Source organism: Streptomyces sp. ID05-26A (assembly GCF_033794685.1).
Lineage (GTDB): Bacteria > Actinomycetota > Actinomycetes > Mycobacteriales > Pseudonocardiaceae > Lentzea.
Map to the genome: position 1 here is coordinate 2,235,515 of NZ_JARAYZ010000002.1, position 17,391 is coordinate 2,252,905.

The following is a 17,391-nucleotide window of genomic DNA, read 5'->3' on the forward strand; positions in this document are numbered from 1 at the left end:
TGGGTACGGTCCGTGGACATCGGTTCCAGGTCGTGTTCAGGGGGTCTCGTGGCAGGCAGGTGGGAGCTCGTCTCCGGTGGTTCGGCGAAGTTCTGGGAGATCGAGCGGGCCGGTGCCGTGGTCACCGTCCGGTTCGGACGGCTCGGCGCGGCCGGGCAGACCCAGGGCAAGGAGCTACCGTCCGAGGCCGCCGCCGAGGCACACGCCGCGAAGCTGGTGGCGGAGAAGGAGAAGAAGGGCTACCGGAGCGTCGCCGCCGCTGCTGCCCCCGCCGTCGCGCCCGCGCGGTCCGAGGAGACGTGGGAGATGCCCGCGCTCCGGATGAGGGACGTGCTGCGCCGTCGTGGTCTCGAGCCGTTGCCGCGCTTCTCGGTGAACTCCGCTCGCGTGCAGGAGTTCCGCGACTGGGTTCCCGCCAACGACGCCGCGATCGCCGAGGTGCTGGCCGACGAGAGGTCGGACGCCGAGGTCGTGCACGCGTTGCGGGAGCAGCTCGCCGGGCGGCCCAGCCACCTGGGCGCGGCGGCGCTCGCGACAGTCGCCCAGTTGCACAAGGCGACGGTGCACTGGTTGATCGCGGAGTACGGGCTGCCGTTCGCGGCTGCGGCGATGGTGCGCCTCGGCACCCTGTTCCTCGGTGGTTTCCGCGATTCCCGCACCGACCGGACGTTCAAGGCGTACCTCGAACCGTTCCCCGAACATCAGATCGCCCCGGCCAGCCACGACGGCGAGTCCATGATCCTGATGCGCTCGGCTTTCGCCGTCGCGGACCCGGAGACCCACGAGGCCGCCGTCGCCGAGTTGGAGAAGGTCGGTGACAGCCGGTTCGGCAGGGTGACGCGGGCCTTCCTCGTTCCCGCCCGGCACGACTGGTTCGAGGAGGCGAACGCCGACTCCCCCGGCTCTCCCGCCAACTGGATGACGTTGTGCTCGGTGAGCACGCGGGAGCAGCTCGCCGCCCTGGAGCACCGCTGGGTCACGTGGTCTCCGCTCACGACGCACACCGCGTTGCACGTGCTGGGGCCGGCGATCGCGCCGTTCCTCGCGGAGGAGCTCGACGAACCCGGCCTGGACGTGGACCGCCGCAAGTCCGCGCTGAAGCTGCTCGCCACCCTGCCGACCGACGAGGCGTTCACGCTCCTGCTGGACCGCCGGCAGGAGAAGTTCGTGCAGCCCTCGCTGCTGGCCGCGATGGCGGCGTTCCCGCTGCGGGCGGCCCGGCTGCTCGGGCCGCGCGTGGCCGAACCCGAGGTCCTGCCGTTGTTGCGTGCCCACCTGTCGACGCATCCGCGCCTGGAGGTGCCCGCTGCCGCCGCCGCGCTGCTCGCCGAGGCGGAGTCGCAGCGCCTCCCGGAGGCACCGGCGTCCGCGCTGCCCGGGCTGCTGGCCGCCCCACCGTGGGCGCACCGCCGGCCGCGGCCGAAACCCTTGGTGCTCAAGGGCGTCCCGACGCCCGGACCGAGCATTTCGTGGCTGCCGGGCGAACGTGAGGAATGGCTGGCGATCCAGTGCTACGACGGCACCGTGAACTCCCGTCAGGGCTGGGAGACCTTGGCCGCCTGGTTCACGTCCGGCCAGATCCGCGACTACGACAACAGGCTGTTCGAGGCCGGCCCTGAGGATCTGGCACGCCCACTGCTCGCCCAATGGGCGCCCCACGACACCTGGGACAGCGAGAACTGGGGCAGGCGCATCGCCGCCCGGTACGAGCTGGACGCCCTGCCCCCGTTGCTGCGGCTCGCGGCACGCCACCCGCAGGGGATGGGCGTGGCGCTGCGCGCGTATGCCACCGCCGAGGTGGCCGCGCAGATGGCGGACTGGTTGACGCGCCTCAAATCCGCCCGCGCGTACGCCGTCTCGTGGCTGGACCGGCACCGCGAGGTGGCCGCCCGTCTCCTGCTCGCGCCGGCCCTGGGCACCGCGGGCCCGGCACGCCGCAACGCGGAAACAGCGCTCCGCCACCTCCACCACGAGACCGGCGTCGACGTCACCGCCGTCGCCACGTCCGTCAGCGAGGAGGCGGGGACGGCGATCCGCGCCCTGATCGAGATCGACCCGCTCGACGCCCTTCCCGCGAAGCTGCCGGAGATCGGCGAGTGGGCAGACCCGCGGCTGCTCCCCCAGGTGCTGCTGCGCGACCGCACCGGCGCGTTGCCAGCGCAGGCCGTGACGCATCTCCTGATGACGGCCGCACTGTCCAAACCGGATGCCGTCTACCCCGGCCTGCCGCTCGCCGTCGAGGCGTGCGACCGCGAGTCGCTGGCGGAGTTCGCCTGGGCGGTCTTCGGCCGCTGGCAGGCCATGGGCACCCCGCCCGCGGCCGGCTGGGTGCTGCCCGCTCTCGGCTGGTTCGGCGACGACGAGACGGTGCGCCGCCTCGCACCGCTCGTCCGTGCCTGGCCCGGCGAGAACGCCCACGCCAAGGCCGTGGCGGGGGTGGACGTGCTCGCCCAGATCGGCAGCGAGGCGGCCCTGACCCAGCTGAACGTCATCGCGGAAAGGGTGAAGTTCAAGGCCCTCAAGGCCCACGCCCAGGAGAAGGTCGCCGCCATCGCCGCGACGCTCGGCCTGTCCCGCGACCAGCTGTCCGACCGGCTGGTCCCGCGCCTGGGCCTGGACGAGGCAGCGACCCTGGTGATCGACTACGGCCCGCGCCGGTTCACCGTCGGCTTCGACGAACAACTCAAGCCCCACGTCCTCGACCAGGACGGCAAGCGCCGCACCGACCTCCCCAAACCGGCCGCGAAGGACGACCAGGAGCTCGCACAGGCCGAGCACAAGCGCTTCGCCGAACTGAAGAAGGCAGTCCGCACGGTCGCGTCCGACCAGATCCACCGCCTCGAAGGCGCGATGACGACGCAGCGCACCTGGACGGCCACCGAGTTCCACACCGTCCTCGCCGGCCACCCCCTGCTCCGGCACGTGGTCCGCCGCCTGGTCTGGATCACCGACGAGGGCCGGACCTTCCGCCTGGCCGAGGACAACACGCTCGCCACCCCCGAGGACACCGAGTTCACCCTCCCGGAAGCGGCCACCGTCCGGGTGGCGCACCCGGTCGACCTCACCGGCACTCTGGCCGCGTGGGGCGAGGTCTTCGCGGACTACGAGATCCTGCAACCCTTCCCCCAGCTGAGCCGCCCGGCACACGCCTTCCTCCCGGACGAGGACAGGGTCCCCCAACTCCAGAAGTACGTGGGTCTGCCCGTCCCGGTGGGCAAGGTCCTGGGCCTGGCCAAGCGAGGCTGGGTGCGCGGCACACCCCTGGACGCGGGCGTGGAGGAGTGGATCACCCGCCCCCTCCCGTCCGGCGGCGCCCTGGTGGCCTGCCTGGACCCGGGCATCGCGATAGGCGCGGTCGACATCTACCCCGAGGTGAAGTTCAGCGCCCTGTACTACGCCGAGAACGGCGCCGGCCACTGGTCACCCCCACGAGACGGCGGCCCGCCCACCTTCGCAGTGGACCAGGTCACCGCCTCGGAGCTCATCTCAGAACTCGAATCACTGCACGCGTAACAGCGGGAACGGTTGATCGACGTCCAACGTCAGACCGGCTCGGCGCGGTCACCGCCAACAACTCGGATCGAACAGCAGGGAGCAGTCAGTGCGCAGGTGGGAGCTCGTCTCGGGCAGCGCGGCGAAGTTCTGGGAGGTCAGCCAGGCCGATGCCGCGGTCACCGTCCGCTTCGGACGGATCGACACGCACGGCCAGACCAAGACCAAGGAACTGGCCTCCGCAGACGCGGCGAAGGCACACGTGGCGAAGCTGGTGGCGGAGAAGGAGAAGAAGGGCTACCGCGCGGTCACCTCCACCACCACCGAAGGCGAGGCGACTCAACCCACCACCGGCACGCCCCAGCCCACCGTCTCTCCCGCGGACGCCACCCAACCCACCACCGGCACGTCCCAATCCGCCACCGCGCCCGCCGACACCACCCAGCCCACCACCTCCGCCCCTACACCCCAGGCGCCTCAGCCACCTCTAACTCCCCCTGCCTCACGCCAAGAGGCCTCCTCCCCCACCGAGCACCCCCCGGCCATCGACGAAGACACCTGGGCCATGCCCAAAACCTGGCTCCGCGACGTGATCCGCCAACGCGGCTTCCACCCAGCCCCGGAGTTCGCGGTCAACACCGCCCTGGCAGAGGAAGCCCGGCGCCGAGCCGACACCCAGACGGACACCCTCGACCGTGTCCTGTCCGAACCCACCTCCGACCCGGACGTGGTCCAAGCGGCCCGCGACCACCTCGCCGGCCGCCCCAACCCCCTGGGCGCGGCGGCGATCGCCACCGTCCTCGCCCCCGGCGAGCAGTCGGCGCACGCCTGGATCGCCGACCACGGCCTGGTGTTCGCGACAGAGGCCACGATCGAGTTCACCAGGCTGACCTGCGCGCGCGAATGGTTCTCACAGCAACGCGAGTACGGCAACGAACGCCTGACGTCCCGCAACTACCTCCACATCAACCTCGACAACATCGAGGGCAAGATGCTCAGGACGATCCGGTACGCACTGGCGGTCGCGACCGACGCCGAACGCGACGCGGTGGAAGCCGTGCTCGCCAGGCTCGGCGACCAGGACCTGGTCAACGCGAAGCTGGCACGGGCGTTCATGATGCCGGGCCGGGCCGACTGGCTCCACGAGGCGGGCCAGACGCCGAACTCGAACCACCGCTGGTGGGTCCTTCCCTGCAGCGCCACCACCTTCGAGGAGTTCGAGCAGGCGCAGACCTCGCTGTCCAACAGCAGCGTCGTCCTGCACACCGCGGTCTACGTGCTGGGCCCGGCGGTCGCGCCGTTGCTCGCGGTCGCGCTCGACCACCCGTACCAGCGCTCGGATCGCCGCAAGCAGGTGCTGAAGGTGCTCTCGGCGCTGCCCACCGACGAGGCGTTCACCATCCTGCTCGACAGGATGGACACCAAGTACGTGCGTCCGGCGGTGCTGTCGATGATGGCCGCGTTCCCGGCGCGGGCGGCCCGGTTGCTGGGAGAACGCGCCGACCGCAACGCCGAGCTGCGGCAGTTGCTCAGCGTGCACCTCAAGACGTATCCGCACCTCGAAAAGCCGGCCGGGTTCGTCGAGTTCGAGACGGTGGTGGTGCCGGAGGCGCCGGCGGAGGCGTTGCCCCCGGTGCTGGCCTCGCCGCCGTGGCTGAACCGGAAGCCGCCGGTGAAGCCGGTGGTGGTGCCCGACCTGCCGGTGCCCGGCGCGTCGATCACGTGGCAGCCGGGCGAGCGGGACGAGTGGCTGAGGGACGGCCACTGGGACACCCACCCCTACAAGACCTGGCAGCACTGGCTGGCGGAGTTCAAGGCGGGCCGGATCGGCTATCGCATGGCCGACCTGCTCGTCGGGGCGCCCGAGGAGGAGGTGCGGCACCTGCTCGCGGACTGGCAGCCGAACCTGGGCTGGAGCGCGGAGTCGGCGGGCAAGCGGCTGGCGGCGAAGTTCGGCTTCGACGCGTTGCCTCCGCTGCTGCGCATTGCGGAGCGGAGCTCGGGCACGGCGGTGATCCTGCTGCCGTTCGCCACACCCGAGGTGGCCGCGCTGATGGCCGACTGGCTGGTGCGGCTCAAGCAGGTCCGCAAGGTCGCGCTGAGCTGGCTCGCCCGGCACCGCGAGCAGGCCGCGCGCCTCCTCGTTCCCGCCGCCCTGGGCAAGGCGGGTGCCGAGCGGCGCAACGCCGAGACCGCGATCCGTCACCTGCAGGCCCTCGGCGTGGACGTGGTGGCGCTCGCCCCGAGCCCGGCCGCGGCCGCCGCTCTGGAATCCTTCCTGGCCGTCGACCCGGTCGACGTGCTGCCCGCCAAGCTGCCGGCGATCGGCGAGTGGGCGGACACCCGCCTGCTGCCCCAGGTCCTGCTGGCGGACCGCAGGCAGGCCCTGTCCGCCGAGGCGGCGAAGCACCTGCTGATGACGGCCGCGCTGTCCAAGCCGGGCGACGTCTACGCCGGGCTGCCGATCGCCCGTGAGGCGCTCGACCCCGGTTCGCTGGCGGAGTTCGCGTGGGCCGTCTTCCAGCGCTGGCAGGAGGTCGGCGCACCGTCGAAGGAGGGCTGGGCGCTGACCGCGCTCGGCTGGTTCGGCGACGACTCGACAGTCCGCTCGCTGTCCCCGCTGATCCGCGTGTGGCCTGGTGAGAGCCAGCACGCCCGCGCCGTGACGGGCCTCGACGTGCTCGCCGACATCGGCACCGAGGTCGCGCTGTCCCACCTCAACAGCATCGCCGAGAAGGTGAAGTTCAAGGGCCTCAAGACGAAGGCCCAGGAGAAGGTCACCCAGATCGCCGACGAGCTGGGCCTGTCCCGCGACCAACTGGCCGACCGCCTCGTGCCGCGCCTGGGCCTCGACGACGCCGCCAGCCTCACCATCGACTACGGCCCGCGCCGGTTCACCGTGGGCTTCGACGAACAGCTCAAGCCCTACGTCCTCGACCCGGACGGCAAGCGCCGCAAGGACCTCCCGAAACCCGGCGCGAAGGACGACCAGGACCAGGCCCCGCTGGAGCACAAGCGGTTCATGGCCCTGAAGAAGGACGTCCGCACCATCGCGTCCGACCAGATCCAGCGCCTCGAACGCGCCATGGTCAACCAGCGCACCTGGACCACCGAGGAGTTCCACACGGTCCTCGCCGGCCACCCACTGCTGTGGCACATCGTCCGGCGCCTCGTGTGGTTCACCGCCGACGGCCGGTCCTTCCGCCTGGCCGAGGACCGCACGCTCGCCGACGCGAACGACGACGAGTTCACCCTCCCCGAGGAGACGACCGTCCGCGTAGCGCACCCGGTGGACCTCCAGGACGCCATGGAGGCCTGGGGCGAGGTCTTCGCCGACTACGAGATCCTCCAGCCCTTCCCCCAACTCGGCCGCCCGTTGCACCTGGTGCCGCCGAACGAGGACCTCCTGCCGCACCTGAAGAAGTACTGCGACGCGGACTTCCCGATCGGCAAGATCCTCAGCCTCACCAAGAAGGGCTGGGTCCGCGGCGAGCCGCAGGACGGCGGCGTGGAGTGCTGGATCACTCGCCCGCTGCCCGCCGGCGGCGCCCTGGTCGCCTCCCTGGACCCCGGCATCGCGGTGGGCGCGATCGACATCTTCCCCGAGGTCAAGTTCACCGAGCTGTGGTTCTCCGCCAACGGATACGGCTACTGGTCCTCCCAGCGCAACGCGACAGAGGCCTTGACCACCGACGCCATCACGGCCTCGGAGATCCTGTCCGAACTGGAGTCGCTGAGGTAGCAGGGCAGGGGGTCTGATCAGCTCTTTGAGCTCACCGCAAAGAATTGTCAGACCCCCTGAGTAACGTCCGTGCACAACAACTCCCTTGTGTGGCCCCAGGAGGTAACGCAGTGCGCAGGTGGGAACTCGTCGCGGACGGCTCCGCGAAGTTCTGGGAGATCGAGCAGGACGGCGCGACGGTGACCGTCCGGTTCGGACGGCTCGGCGCCGCGGGCCAGACCCAGACCAAGGAGCTGGCCTCCGCCGAGACGGCCACCGCGCACGTCGCGAAGCTGGTGGCGGAGAAGGAGAAGAAGGGCTACCGACCGGAAGGTGCCGCCGAGGCGCAACCGGCCACCACCGGGCAGTCCACCGCCGCGCCGGCCGCCGGTGCACCTGTCGCCTCCGAGCAGTCCACTTCCGAGCAACGTGTCGCCGGCGCACCTGGCACCACCGAGCAGCCCGCCGCCGAGCCCGCGGCTCCGATCGACGAAGACACCTGGGTGATGCCCAAGGCGTGGCTGCGTGACGCGGTGCGCCAGCGCGGGTTCCACCCGGAGCCGGAGTTCACGGTCGACCCGGCGAAGGCCGAGCAGGCGCGGCAGCTGATCAAGGACCAGGCGGAGACGATCGAGCAGGCCTTCTCGGCCAAGGACTCGGAGGCCGAGCTGGTCAGCGCGGCTCGCGAGTACCTGGCCGGGCAGCCGAACCCCGTCGGAGCGGCGGCGATCGCAGCCATCACGAAGGCGAGCGCGCCCGTCGTGCACGCCTGGATCGCCGACCACGGCCTCGCCTTCGCCACCACCGCGGTCGTCCAGCTCACGAGCCTCGCGTACTGCGACCAGCGCAACCAGCACGGCAGGTGGACCGGGATCTGCCTGCGGTACCGCACCGGCAACTTCCACACGTCGATCGGTGAGCCGGAAGGCCTGATGCTCACCGCCGTCCGGTACGCGATCGCCGTCGCGAGCCCCGAGGAGCGCGCGGCCGCCGAAGGCGCGCTGGAGGAGTTCGGCGAGTCGGAGACCGGGCAGGAACTCCGGTGCTACCTGATCCCTGAGCGGGCGGACTGGTTCACCCAGGTTCGCAAGCACCGGTACACGCGGAGCCGGTGGTGGATGCTGACGAGCAGCGCCCGCAGCCTCGAAGACTTCAGGGACATCGACGAATCGCTCACGACATCGGCGTTCGTGCTCTACACGGCTGTGTACGTGCTGGGGCCGGCCGTCGCGCCGTTGCTCGCGAAGGAGCTCGACTCCGACAGCTACCACCAGCGGACGGGAGGCCGCAAACAGGCGTTGACCGTGCTCGCGGCGCTACCGACCGACGAGGCGTTCACGATCCTGCTCGACCGGCTGGACGGGAAGTACGTGCTGCCCGCCGTGGTGTCCGCGATGAGGGCGTTCCCCGTGAGGGCGGCGCGGCTGCTGTCCGAGCGCGCGTCGTCGGGTGAGGCCGTGCGCCGGTTGCTGAACGTCCACCTGCGGAGCAACCCGCACCTGACCGTGCCCGGCGAGGTCGCCGCGCTGCTCGCCGAGTCCGCCGAGGCGATCGTGCCGGAGGCGAGCACGGACCAGCTGCCACCGTTGCTGGCCTCGCCGCCGTGGCTGCACCGCAGCAAGCCGGTGAAGCCCGTGGTGCTGGCGGACCTTCCGCTGCCGGAGCCGGTGGTGAGCTGGCTGCCCGGCGAGCACGCCGAGTGGCTGGCGTCCGGCTCTTCGTGGCTGCAGGACCAACGCGACTGGCGCAAGCTGCTCGAGGAGTACCTGGCCGGAGTCATCGACTACTACGACAACGACCTGTTCCTCCTCGCGCCCGACGACGAGGTGCGGCACCTGCTCGCGGACTGGAAGCCGAACTACAGCTGGGGCGTCGAGGAGTGGGGCAAGAACCTGGCCGCCCGGTTCGGTGCCGACGCCGCGCCACCCCTGCTCCGGCACGTCCAGTCCGCTCCCGCGGGGACCGGGATGCTGCTGATGCCGTTCGCGACGGCCGAGGTGGCGACGCAGATGGCCGACTGGTTCGCCCGGACGAAGTCGGCCCGGCGCTGGGGCCTCGAGTGGCTGGCCCGGCACCGCGAGCAGGCCGCCCGTCTGCTCGTCCCTGCGGCGGCGGGGAAGGCCGGTGTCCCCCGCCGCAACGCCGAGGCGGCGCTGCGGCACCTGAACAACAACCTCGGTGTCGACGTGGCCGCGGTCGCCAGGGAGTGCGGCGCCGAGGCCGCGATCGACGTCGTGCTGTCGGTCGACCCGGTCGACGTGCTGCCCGCGAAGCTGCCGGCGATCGGCGAGTGGGCCGACACGCGCCTGTTGCCGCAGGTCCTGCTGGCCGATCGCACGCTCGCGCTGTCCGCGGAGGCCGCCGCTCATCTGCAGATGACGGCCGCGCTGTCCAAGCCCGGTGAGCTCTACGCGGGGCTGCCGATCGTCCGCGAGGCACTCGACGAGGACTCTCTCGCGGCGTTCGCGTGGGCCACGTTCCAGGCATGGGAACAGGCAGGCGCTCCGTCGAAGGAGAGCTGGGCGCTGACCGCGCTCGGCTGGTTCGGCGACGACTCGACGGTCCGCTCGCTGTCGCCGTTGATCCGCAACTGGCCGGGCGAGAGCCAGCACGCCCGTGCCGTCACGGGTCTCGACGTCCTCGCCGACATCGGCACCGAGGTGGCGCTGTCCCACCTGAACGGCATCGCCGAGAAGGTGTCGTTCAAGGGCCTCAAGTCCAAGGCCCAGGAGAAGGTCGCCCAGATCGCGGCCGAACTGGGTCTGTCCCGCGACCAGCTGTCGGACCGGCTGGTCCCGCGGCTGGGCCTCGACGACGCCGCGACCCTGGTGATCGACTACGGTCCGCGGCAGTTCACGGTCGGCTTCGACGAGCAGCTCAAGCCGTTCGTGCTGGACCCGGACGGCAAGCGCCGCAAGGACCTCCCGAAACCCGGCGCGAAGGACGACCAGGACCAGGCCCCGCTGGAGCACAAGCGGTTCATGGCCCTGAAGAAGGACGTCCGCACCATCGCGTCCGACCAGATCCAGCGCCTCGAACGCGCCATGGTCAACCAGCGCACCTGGACCACCGAGGAGTTCCACACGGTCCTGGCCGCCCATCCGCTGCTGTGGCACCTGGTCCGCCGGCTGGTGTGGATCACCGGCGAGGGCTCCTCCTTCCGCCTGGCCGAGGACCGCACACTGGCCGACGCGAACGACGACGAGTTCACGCTGCCCGAGACCGCGGTCGTGCGCGTAGCGCACGCGGTCGACCTGCTGGGCGCGGCGGCGGCGTGGGGTGAGGTCTTCGCCGACTACGAGATCCTGCAGCCGTTCCCCCAGCTGGGCCGCCCCGTCCACCTGGTGGCGCCCGCCGAGGACGTCCTCCCCCGGCTGAAGAAGTCCTGCGGCACCCCGTACCCGATCGGGAAGATCCTCGGCCTCACCAAGAAGGGCTGGGTGCGCGGCACACCGCAGGACGCGGGCGTCGAGTGCTGGATCACCCGCCCGTTCCCGGACGGCGGCGCGCTCGTCGCGGCGATGGACCCCGGCATCGCGGTGGGCGCCATGGACGTCTTCCCCGAGGTCGGTTTCAGCGACATGTGGTTCTCGCCCAGCGGTCAGGGCACGTGGTCCGCACCGCGGGACGCGCCAGCCACCTACGCGATCGACCCGATCACCGTCTCCGAGATCCTCTCCGAACTGGAGTCCCTGCAGCCATGACCAGCACCCAGACGATGCAGCGTCCGCCCGCCGAGGTGCGCTACGCCGACGAGCTCGCGCGCCTGCGGGACACCGACACCGCGCCCAAACCGCCGGGCTGGGCGCTGAGCCTCGACGCCGCGCGCAAGTTCGTGGTGGGCGACGACAACCGGGGCATCACCAAGAAGTTCGTGGGCGATCCGTCCCTCGTGGACCGGGCGCTGGTCACGCTCGCGACGAGCCGCGGCCTGATGCTCGTCGGCGAGCCGGGCACGGCGAAGTCGCTGCTGTCCGAGCTGATCGCGGCGGCGGTGTGCGGCGAGTCGACGCTGACGATCCAGGGCGGCGCGGCCACGACCGAGGACCAGATCAAGTACTCGTGGAACTACGCGCTGCTGGTCGCGGAGGGTCCGTCGCCGCGGTCGCTCGTGCCGGCGCCGATGTTGCGGGGCATGGCCGAGGGCAAGATCGTGCGGTTCGAGGAGATCACGCGCTGCCCGCTCGAGGTGCAGGACTGCATGCTGTCGATGCTGTCCGACCGCGTGATGGCGATCGGCGAGCTGAACGGCCCGGACGGCATGGTGTTCGCGCAGGACGGGTTCAACGTGATCGCCACGGCGAACACGCGGGACAGGGGCGTCAACGAGATGAGCGCCGCGCTCAAGCGGCGGTTCAACTTCGAGACGGTGTTCCCGATCGCGGACTTCGACACCGAGCTCGCGCTGGTCGAGCAGGAGTCGGCGAAGCTGCTGGAACGCTCCGGCGTGGAGCTCGCGCCCCGGCGCGACGTGCTGGAGGTCCTGGTCCGCACGTTCCGCGACCTGCGCGAGGGCGGTGACAGGCTCACGACGGTGATGAGCACGGCCGAGGCGGTCTCGGTGGCGCACGCGGTCGGGTTGCGGGGCTGGTTCCTGCGCGGGGAGGTCGGCTCGGCGGCGGACGTCGTGGAGTGCCTCGCGGGTACGGCGGCGAAGGACAACGCGGAGGACCTGGCGCGATTGCGGCGCTACCTGGAGCAGCACGCGTCGCGGCGCAAGGGCGAACAGTGGCAGGAGCTGCACCGCGCCCGGCACCTGCTGCCCGGCTGATGGGGGCCGTCTTCGTCGGCGTCCGGCACCACAGTCCCGCCTGTGCCCGGCTGGTCGCCGCCACGATCACCGAACAGCGGCCCGCGTACGTGCTCATCGAGGGTCCCGCCGACTTCAACGAGCGCATCGACGAGCTGTTGCTCGGGCACGAGTTGCCCGTCGCGTTGTTCAGCTACTCCGACCAGCACGCGTCGTGGTCGCCGTTCTGCGACTACTCGCCGGAGTGGGTGGCGATCACCGAGGCACGCCGTTGTGGCGCGGAGGTCAGGTTCATCGACCTGCCCGCGTGGCACGAGGCGTTCCGCGACGTCAGCAACCGGTACGCGGACGCGGAGCTTCGCTACACCGAGGTCGTCGACCGGCTGTGCGAGGAGTTCTCGGTCGACAACGTCGACGTGCTGTGGGACCACCTCTTCGAGTGCGAGACCGAACCGGAGGGCATGGCCGAGTATTTCGACCTGTTGCGCGGCACGGCGACCGCGGACGAGGGCGACTCGGCGCGGGAGGAGTACATGGCGCGCTGGGTGCGGGCGGCGGTGCACGACGCGGGCGACCGGCCCGTCGTCGTGATCACCGGTGGCTTCCACACGGCCGCGCTCAAGGCGCAGCTCGACGGCGGCACCGAGTGGCCCGAGGTGCCGGAGCGCGAACGGGGTGCGAGCTACCTCGTGCCGTATTCGCATGCACGGCTGGACGCCTTCACGGGCTACCAGTCGGGCATGCCGTCGCCCGGCTACTACCAGCAGGTCTGGGAGGCCGGCTCACAACGGGCGGCGGACTGGCTGGTCGAGTCGGTGGCGACGCGGCTGCGCGAGCGGCAGCAGCCGGTGTCGACGGCCGACCTGATCGCGGCACGCACTCAGGCCGGGGCGCTGGCGAGGTTGCGCGGGCACGAGAACCTGGCGCGCACCGACGTGCTCGACGGGCTGACCAGCGCGTTGATCTCCGAGGACCTGACACAGCCACCGCCGTGGACGCGACGCGGCACGCTGCAGCCCGGCGCGCACCCGGCGCTGATCGAGATGCTCGGGGCGTTGCGGGGTGGCAAGGTCGGCCGGCTGCACCCGAGCACGCCCGCACCGCCGCTGGTGAACGCGGTGCAGGAGCTGCTGCGGGCGCACGCGCTCGACCAGGAGGGCAAGGTCGCGCTCGACCTCACGGACCCGGCGGCGTTGGAGCGCAGCCGGATCCTGCACCGCCTGCGGGTGCTGCGGATTCCCGGATTCGAGCGCACCAGCGGTCCGTCCGAGGGCGCGCAGCCGAAGCTGGACGAGCAGTGGACGCTCCGCCCGGCCGAGGAACGGCTGGCCGCGTTGATCGAGGCCGCCGAGAACGGTGCCACGCTGGAGGAGGCGGCCGGGGTGGCGCTGGAGCGCCGGTCCCGGCACGCGCAACTCGAAGAACTGGCCACGATCCTGTTCGACGCGGTGCTGTGCGGGATCTCGGCGCTGTCCGGCCGGGTCAAGCAGTCGCTCAACGAGGGCGTCCGGGACACGGGTGATCTGGCGGCGCTGGGCCACGTGCTGAGCGGCGTGCTCGGCTTGTGGCGGCACGACAGGTTGTTCGGCACCCGGAAGGACCCGCTGCTCGGCTCGGTGATCGACGTGGGCACGGCGCGGGTGCTGTGGCTGATCGAGGGCCTGCACGGCGGCCCTGCCCCGGCCGACCCGCACCGCCTCAAGGCGATGGCGGCGACCAGGGACGCCGTGCTGCACGCCGGATCCGCGTTGTCGCTCGACGTCGTGGACGTCACGGGCGTGGCGACCAGGGTGAGCAACGACGTGCAGGCACCGCCGGACCTGCGCGGTGCGGCGCTCGGGCTGGCCTGGACGCTCGGCACCCAGCCGGACGTCGGCAAGATCCGGGCCGTCGAGGCGCTCGGTGACTGGCTCACCGGGTTGTTCGCGGTGGCACGGGAGGAGGTGCTGGCGAGCCCGGATCTCGTCGGCGTGCTCGACGAGCTGGTCAGCGCGATGGACTCCGACGAGTTCCTGGTGGCGCTGCCCGCGTTGCGGCTCGCCTTCAGCTACTTCCCGCCGCGGGAGAGGGAGACGATCGCGGCCACCGTCCTCGCCCATCGCGGTGTCGAGGGCAGCACGAAGGGCGTCACCCGCCTGACCGCGGACCCGATCACCGTGGCAGAGGCGATGGCGATCGAGAAGCGCGTGGACGCTTTGCTGGTGAAGGGCGGACTGGCATGACGGACCTGGAACGCTGGCGGCTGATCCTCGGCGAACCGGCGTCGCGCTGCACCGGAGGCCTGCAGGGCGGCGCGGCACGGCAGGACGCCGCGCTGGAGTGGCTCTACGGGCGTGATCCGGATCTGGCCGACCGCGGTGTGCGCAAGGGTGGCAGCGAGGACTCGGTGCTGACGACCGTCAACTGGCTGGACGAGGTGCACAGCCTCTTCCCGAAGGAGACGATCGAGCGGCTGGAACGCGACGCCGTCGAGCGGTACGAGATCACCGACGTCGTCACGGATCCCGATGTGCTGCAACGGATCGAGCCGAACCCGGCGTTGCTGCGCGCGGTCCTGCGGACCAAGCACCTGATGAACCCCGCCGTGCTCGCGATGGCGCGCAAGATCGTCGAAGCGGTCGTGAAGCAGTTGATGGAGAAGCTGAAGACGGAGGTGCGCACGGCGTTCAGCGGCACGAGGTCGCGCCGCCCGAGCATCCACAAGAACTCGCGCAACTTCGACTTCCGTTCGACGATCAAGGCGAACCTCCAGCGCTACCAACCGGATGAGCGCAAGCTCGCGATCGAGCACCCGAAGTTCGTCTCGCGCACCAAGCGGAACCTGGAGCAGTGGCAGGTGATCCTGCTCGTGGACCAGTCGGGCTCGATGACCAGCTCGGTCATCCACTCGGCCGTGACGGCGGCGTGCCTGTGGGGGCTGCCAGGACTCCGGACCCACCTCGTCGCGTTCGACACCAACGTGGTCGACCTGACCTCGGACGTGACGGACCCGGTCGAGCTGCTGATGAAGGTGCAGCTCGGCGGCGGCACGGACATCGCCAAGGCCGTCGCCTACGGCGCCGGGCTAGTGGACAGCCCGCGCCGGTCGATCGTGGCGATCATCAGCGACTTCTACGAGGGCGGCAGCGAGGAGCGCCTGGTCCGCACGGTCAAGGACCTGTGCGAGCAGGGCACCCACGTGCTGGGCCTGGCAGCGCTGGACGACGAAGCGAACCCGGACTACGACAGGGCTTTGGGCCAGCGCCTTGCGAACGTCGGCGCCCACGTCGGCGCCATGACCCCCGGCCAGCTGGCGGAATTCGTTGCGGAGAAACTCAGGTGACCAGACCCGACCTGCTGGCACTGACCCCGGACGCGCTCGCGGCGCTGGCCAACCGCGGTCTGGTGAAACGTGCCGTCAAGGAGCTCGACGCGGGTGTCGTCCCGGCGCTCGACATCGATCCGGCCGGTGCCGTCCAGGGCAAGTTCCCCGACGGCACCACGACCACGCTGCCGCCGGGCACCACGCTGGACGCGGCGCACTGCAGCTGCGGCGCGGCAGGCGTCTGCCGGCACCGCATCGCCGTCGTCCTCGCGTACCAGCACACCCAGGAAGCGAGCGCCCCCACCGAACTGTGGTCACCGGGCGCGGTGACGGACGCCGAACTGGCGTCGTTGATGGGCGACCGCACCCTGCGCCGCGCCACCAGGGCACGCCAGGCCGGATACCGCGCCAAGCTCCGCCGCCCGACCCAGCAAGACCAGACGGCACAAGCGGAACTCCCGACCTGCACGGTCACGTTCCTGGTGCCCGGCGACCTGTCCTACGTCCACACCGACGCCGTCAACAAGGACGAGGCGACGGCCTTGGCGGTGTGGGCGTTCCGCGAGGCGGACGAACAAGGCGCCGACACCATCGACGTAGGCGGTTCCCCCACCACCGCGACGGACCTGACCGCAGTCACAGACCTGCTGGACCAGCTGCTGCTCGACGGCACCACGAACGCGAGCGAGGTGCTGGACGTCGCGTGGCAACGCCTGCACCGCGACCTGACCGCACAACGCCTGCACTGGCCCGCCGCCGTGATCACCGACCTGCTGGCCCAACTGACGGCCTACCGCAACCGAAGCGCCGACTACGAGGCAGAACAGTTCGCCGCCCTGCTGACCGAACTGCACGCCCGCACCACGGCCACCGGCCCGAGAGCCGAAGTCCTGGGCCCGGACGAACCAGCGGAGACCCCGCTCAAACGCGTCCGCCTGACCGCACTGGGCGCCCGCGTCCGCACAGAGACCACGGCCGACGTCTACTTCGCATCAGGCGACGTGGTGCTGGTACAGCGCGACACCCCAAGGCGCACCGGCCAACGCCTGGCAGCGTCGAACGTGGTGTCGGAATCGGCAACCCGAAGCGCAAGCCGCGCAGTGACGCTGAAAACCAGCCGAGTAGCCAAAACCTCGCTGACCCCGGTGGGCACGGCCTGGGACCACCTCCCCCAGGCCCTGGTGATCGAAGACTACGAGGCAGCCGCCGCCCACCTGGCAGAACTACCACCCCGCCAGGTCCGCGCAAGGGTCGAGGCAGAACTGGTCCGCGCAATCCGGGTGGCCGAGGTCTCCGACCTCGCCTACGACCCAGCAGCACAACGCCTGACAGCAACCCTGCACTCCCCCACAGGCACAACCTGCCTCCTGGAAGCAACCCACCGAGCCGTAGCCCCCAACGCCCTGGACGCGCTGACAACAGCACTACGAGCAACCCCGACAACGATCACCGGCACCATCCGCCGCCACCGAGGCACGCTGGTAGTAGACCCACTGGCAGTCCACGCCCCGACAGGCGTAGTGGTGCCAGACCTGGCAACAGACACAACACCGCAACCACTCCCGCCGGGCACCACGGCATCCGACCCGCTGAGCGCGGCGATAGACAGCGCCCTGACAGTGCTGGCCGAGGCCGCGCACCGAGGCCTGGACCACCTGACAGCCAGCCTGCTGGCCCGCATCCGCGAGGTAGGCACCCACCTGCACACCGCGGGCCTGCAAACAGCGGCGTCCCACACCACGGCGTTCGCCGACGACCCGACCCCGACCACCTGGCTGACAGCACACCTGCGATTACTGGTCACAGCCGACGCCCGCTGACACCCACCCAAACCGGGGCCGCCACAACACGCACCGGCACATACGGTCACTCGCTGGCCGCTGCTAGCCGGTGCCCTCTCATTGGCCGCCGTCCGCTGACGGCTGTTCGCTGGCGGACTCTCGCTGCCCGCCGAAGCTCCCGTCGCCAGAGCCTGTGGACAGAGGACGACCCTGTGGATAAAGCGGGAACCAAATCCGGGGTTAGCGCGTTGCGTCAGGTGGAATCGCGCGGAGGAGCGGTGGGCACCCCAACAGCCACTGCAGATACGGCGCCAAACACGGTCCGGTCCACAGGCCTCACGTC

Annotated in this window: 7 protein-coding genes; all 7 read left to right on the forward strand. The window is 71.0% G+C overall.

The window, feature by feature from the left end; genetic code table 11:
- Positions 1–48 precede the first annotated feature (48 nt).
- The 7 genes from PV646_RS25865 (at position 49) to PV646_RS25895 (ending at position 17,087) form a co-directional block, all read left to right on the forward strand.
- On the forward strand, positions 49–3,513 hold the full coding sequence (locus PV646_RS25865; RefSeq protein WP_500344774.1) for a DUF4132 domain-containing protein: 3,465 nt from the start codon (positions 49–51) through the stop codon (positions 3,511–3,513).
- Positions 3,514–3,601: 88 nt separating this feature from the next.
- Positions 3,602–7,234: a DUF4132 domain-containing protein gene (locus PV646_RS25870; protein ID WP_500344775.1), complete on the forward strand. Its 3,633-nt coding sequence runs from the start codon at positions 3,602–3,604 to the stop codon at positions 7,232–7,234.
- A 110-nt stretch (positions 7,235–7,344) separates the two neighbouring features.
- On the forward strand, positions 7,345–10,917 hold the full coding sequence (locus PV646_RS25875) for a WGR and DUF4132 domain-containing protein (RefSeq protein ID WP_500344776.1): 3,573 nt from the start codon (positions 7,345–7,347) through the stop codon (positions 10,915–10,917).
- Positions 10,914–11,984: an ATP-binding protein gene (locus PV646_RS25880; RefSeq protein ID WP_500344777.1), complete on the forward strand. Its 1,071-nt coding sequence runs from the start codon at positions 10,914–10,916 to the stop codon at positions 11,982–11,984. Before PV646_RS25875 ends, PV646_RS25880 begins: the two co-directional genes overlap by 4 nt.
- On the forward strand, positions 11,942–14,185 hold the full coding sequence (locus PV646_RS25885) for a DUF5682 family protein (protein WP_500344778.1): 2,244 nt from the start codon (positions 11,942–11,944) through the stop codon (positions 14,183–14,185). The genes PV646_RS25880 and PV646_RS25885 overlap by 43 nt, the downstream gene beginning before the upstream one ends.
- The gene (locus tag PV646_RS25890) at positions 14,182–15,285 is read left to right on the forward strand and encodes a VWA domain-containing protein (protein WP_500344779.1); all 1,104 of its coding nucleotides are present in this window, start codon (positions 14,182–14,184) and stop codon (positions 15,283–15,285) included. The genes PV646_RS25885 and PV646_RS25890 overlap by 4 nt, the downstream gene beginning before the upstream one ends.
- The gene (locus PV646_RS25895; RefSeq protein WP_500344780.1) at positions 15,282–17,087 is read left to right on the forward strand and encodes a YehQ family protein; all 1,806 of its coding nucleotides are present in this window, start codon (positions 15,282–15,284) and stop codon (positions 17,085–17,087) included. The genes PV646_RS25890 and PV646_RS25895 overlap by 4 nt, the downstream gene beginning before the upstream one ends.
- Positions 17,088–17,391 lie beyond the last annotated feature (304 nt).

Coding starts and splice junctions, on each gene's coding strand:
- PV646_RS25880 (WP_500344777.1), top strand. CDS start 10,914: ATGACCAGCACCCAGACGATGCAGCGTCCGCCCGCCGAGGTGCGCTAC.
- PV646_RS25890 (WP_500344779.1), top strand. CDS start 14,182: ATGACGGACCTGGAACGCTGGCGGCTGATCCTCGGCGAACCGGCGTCG.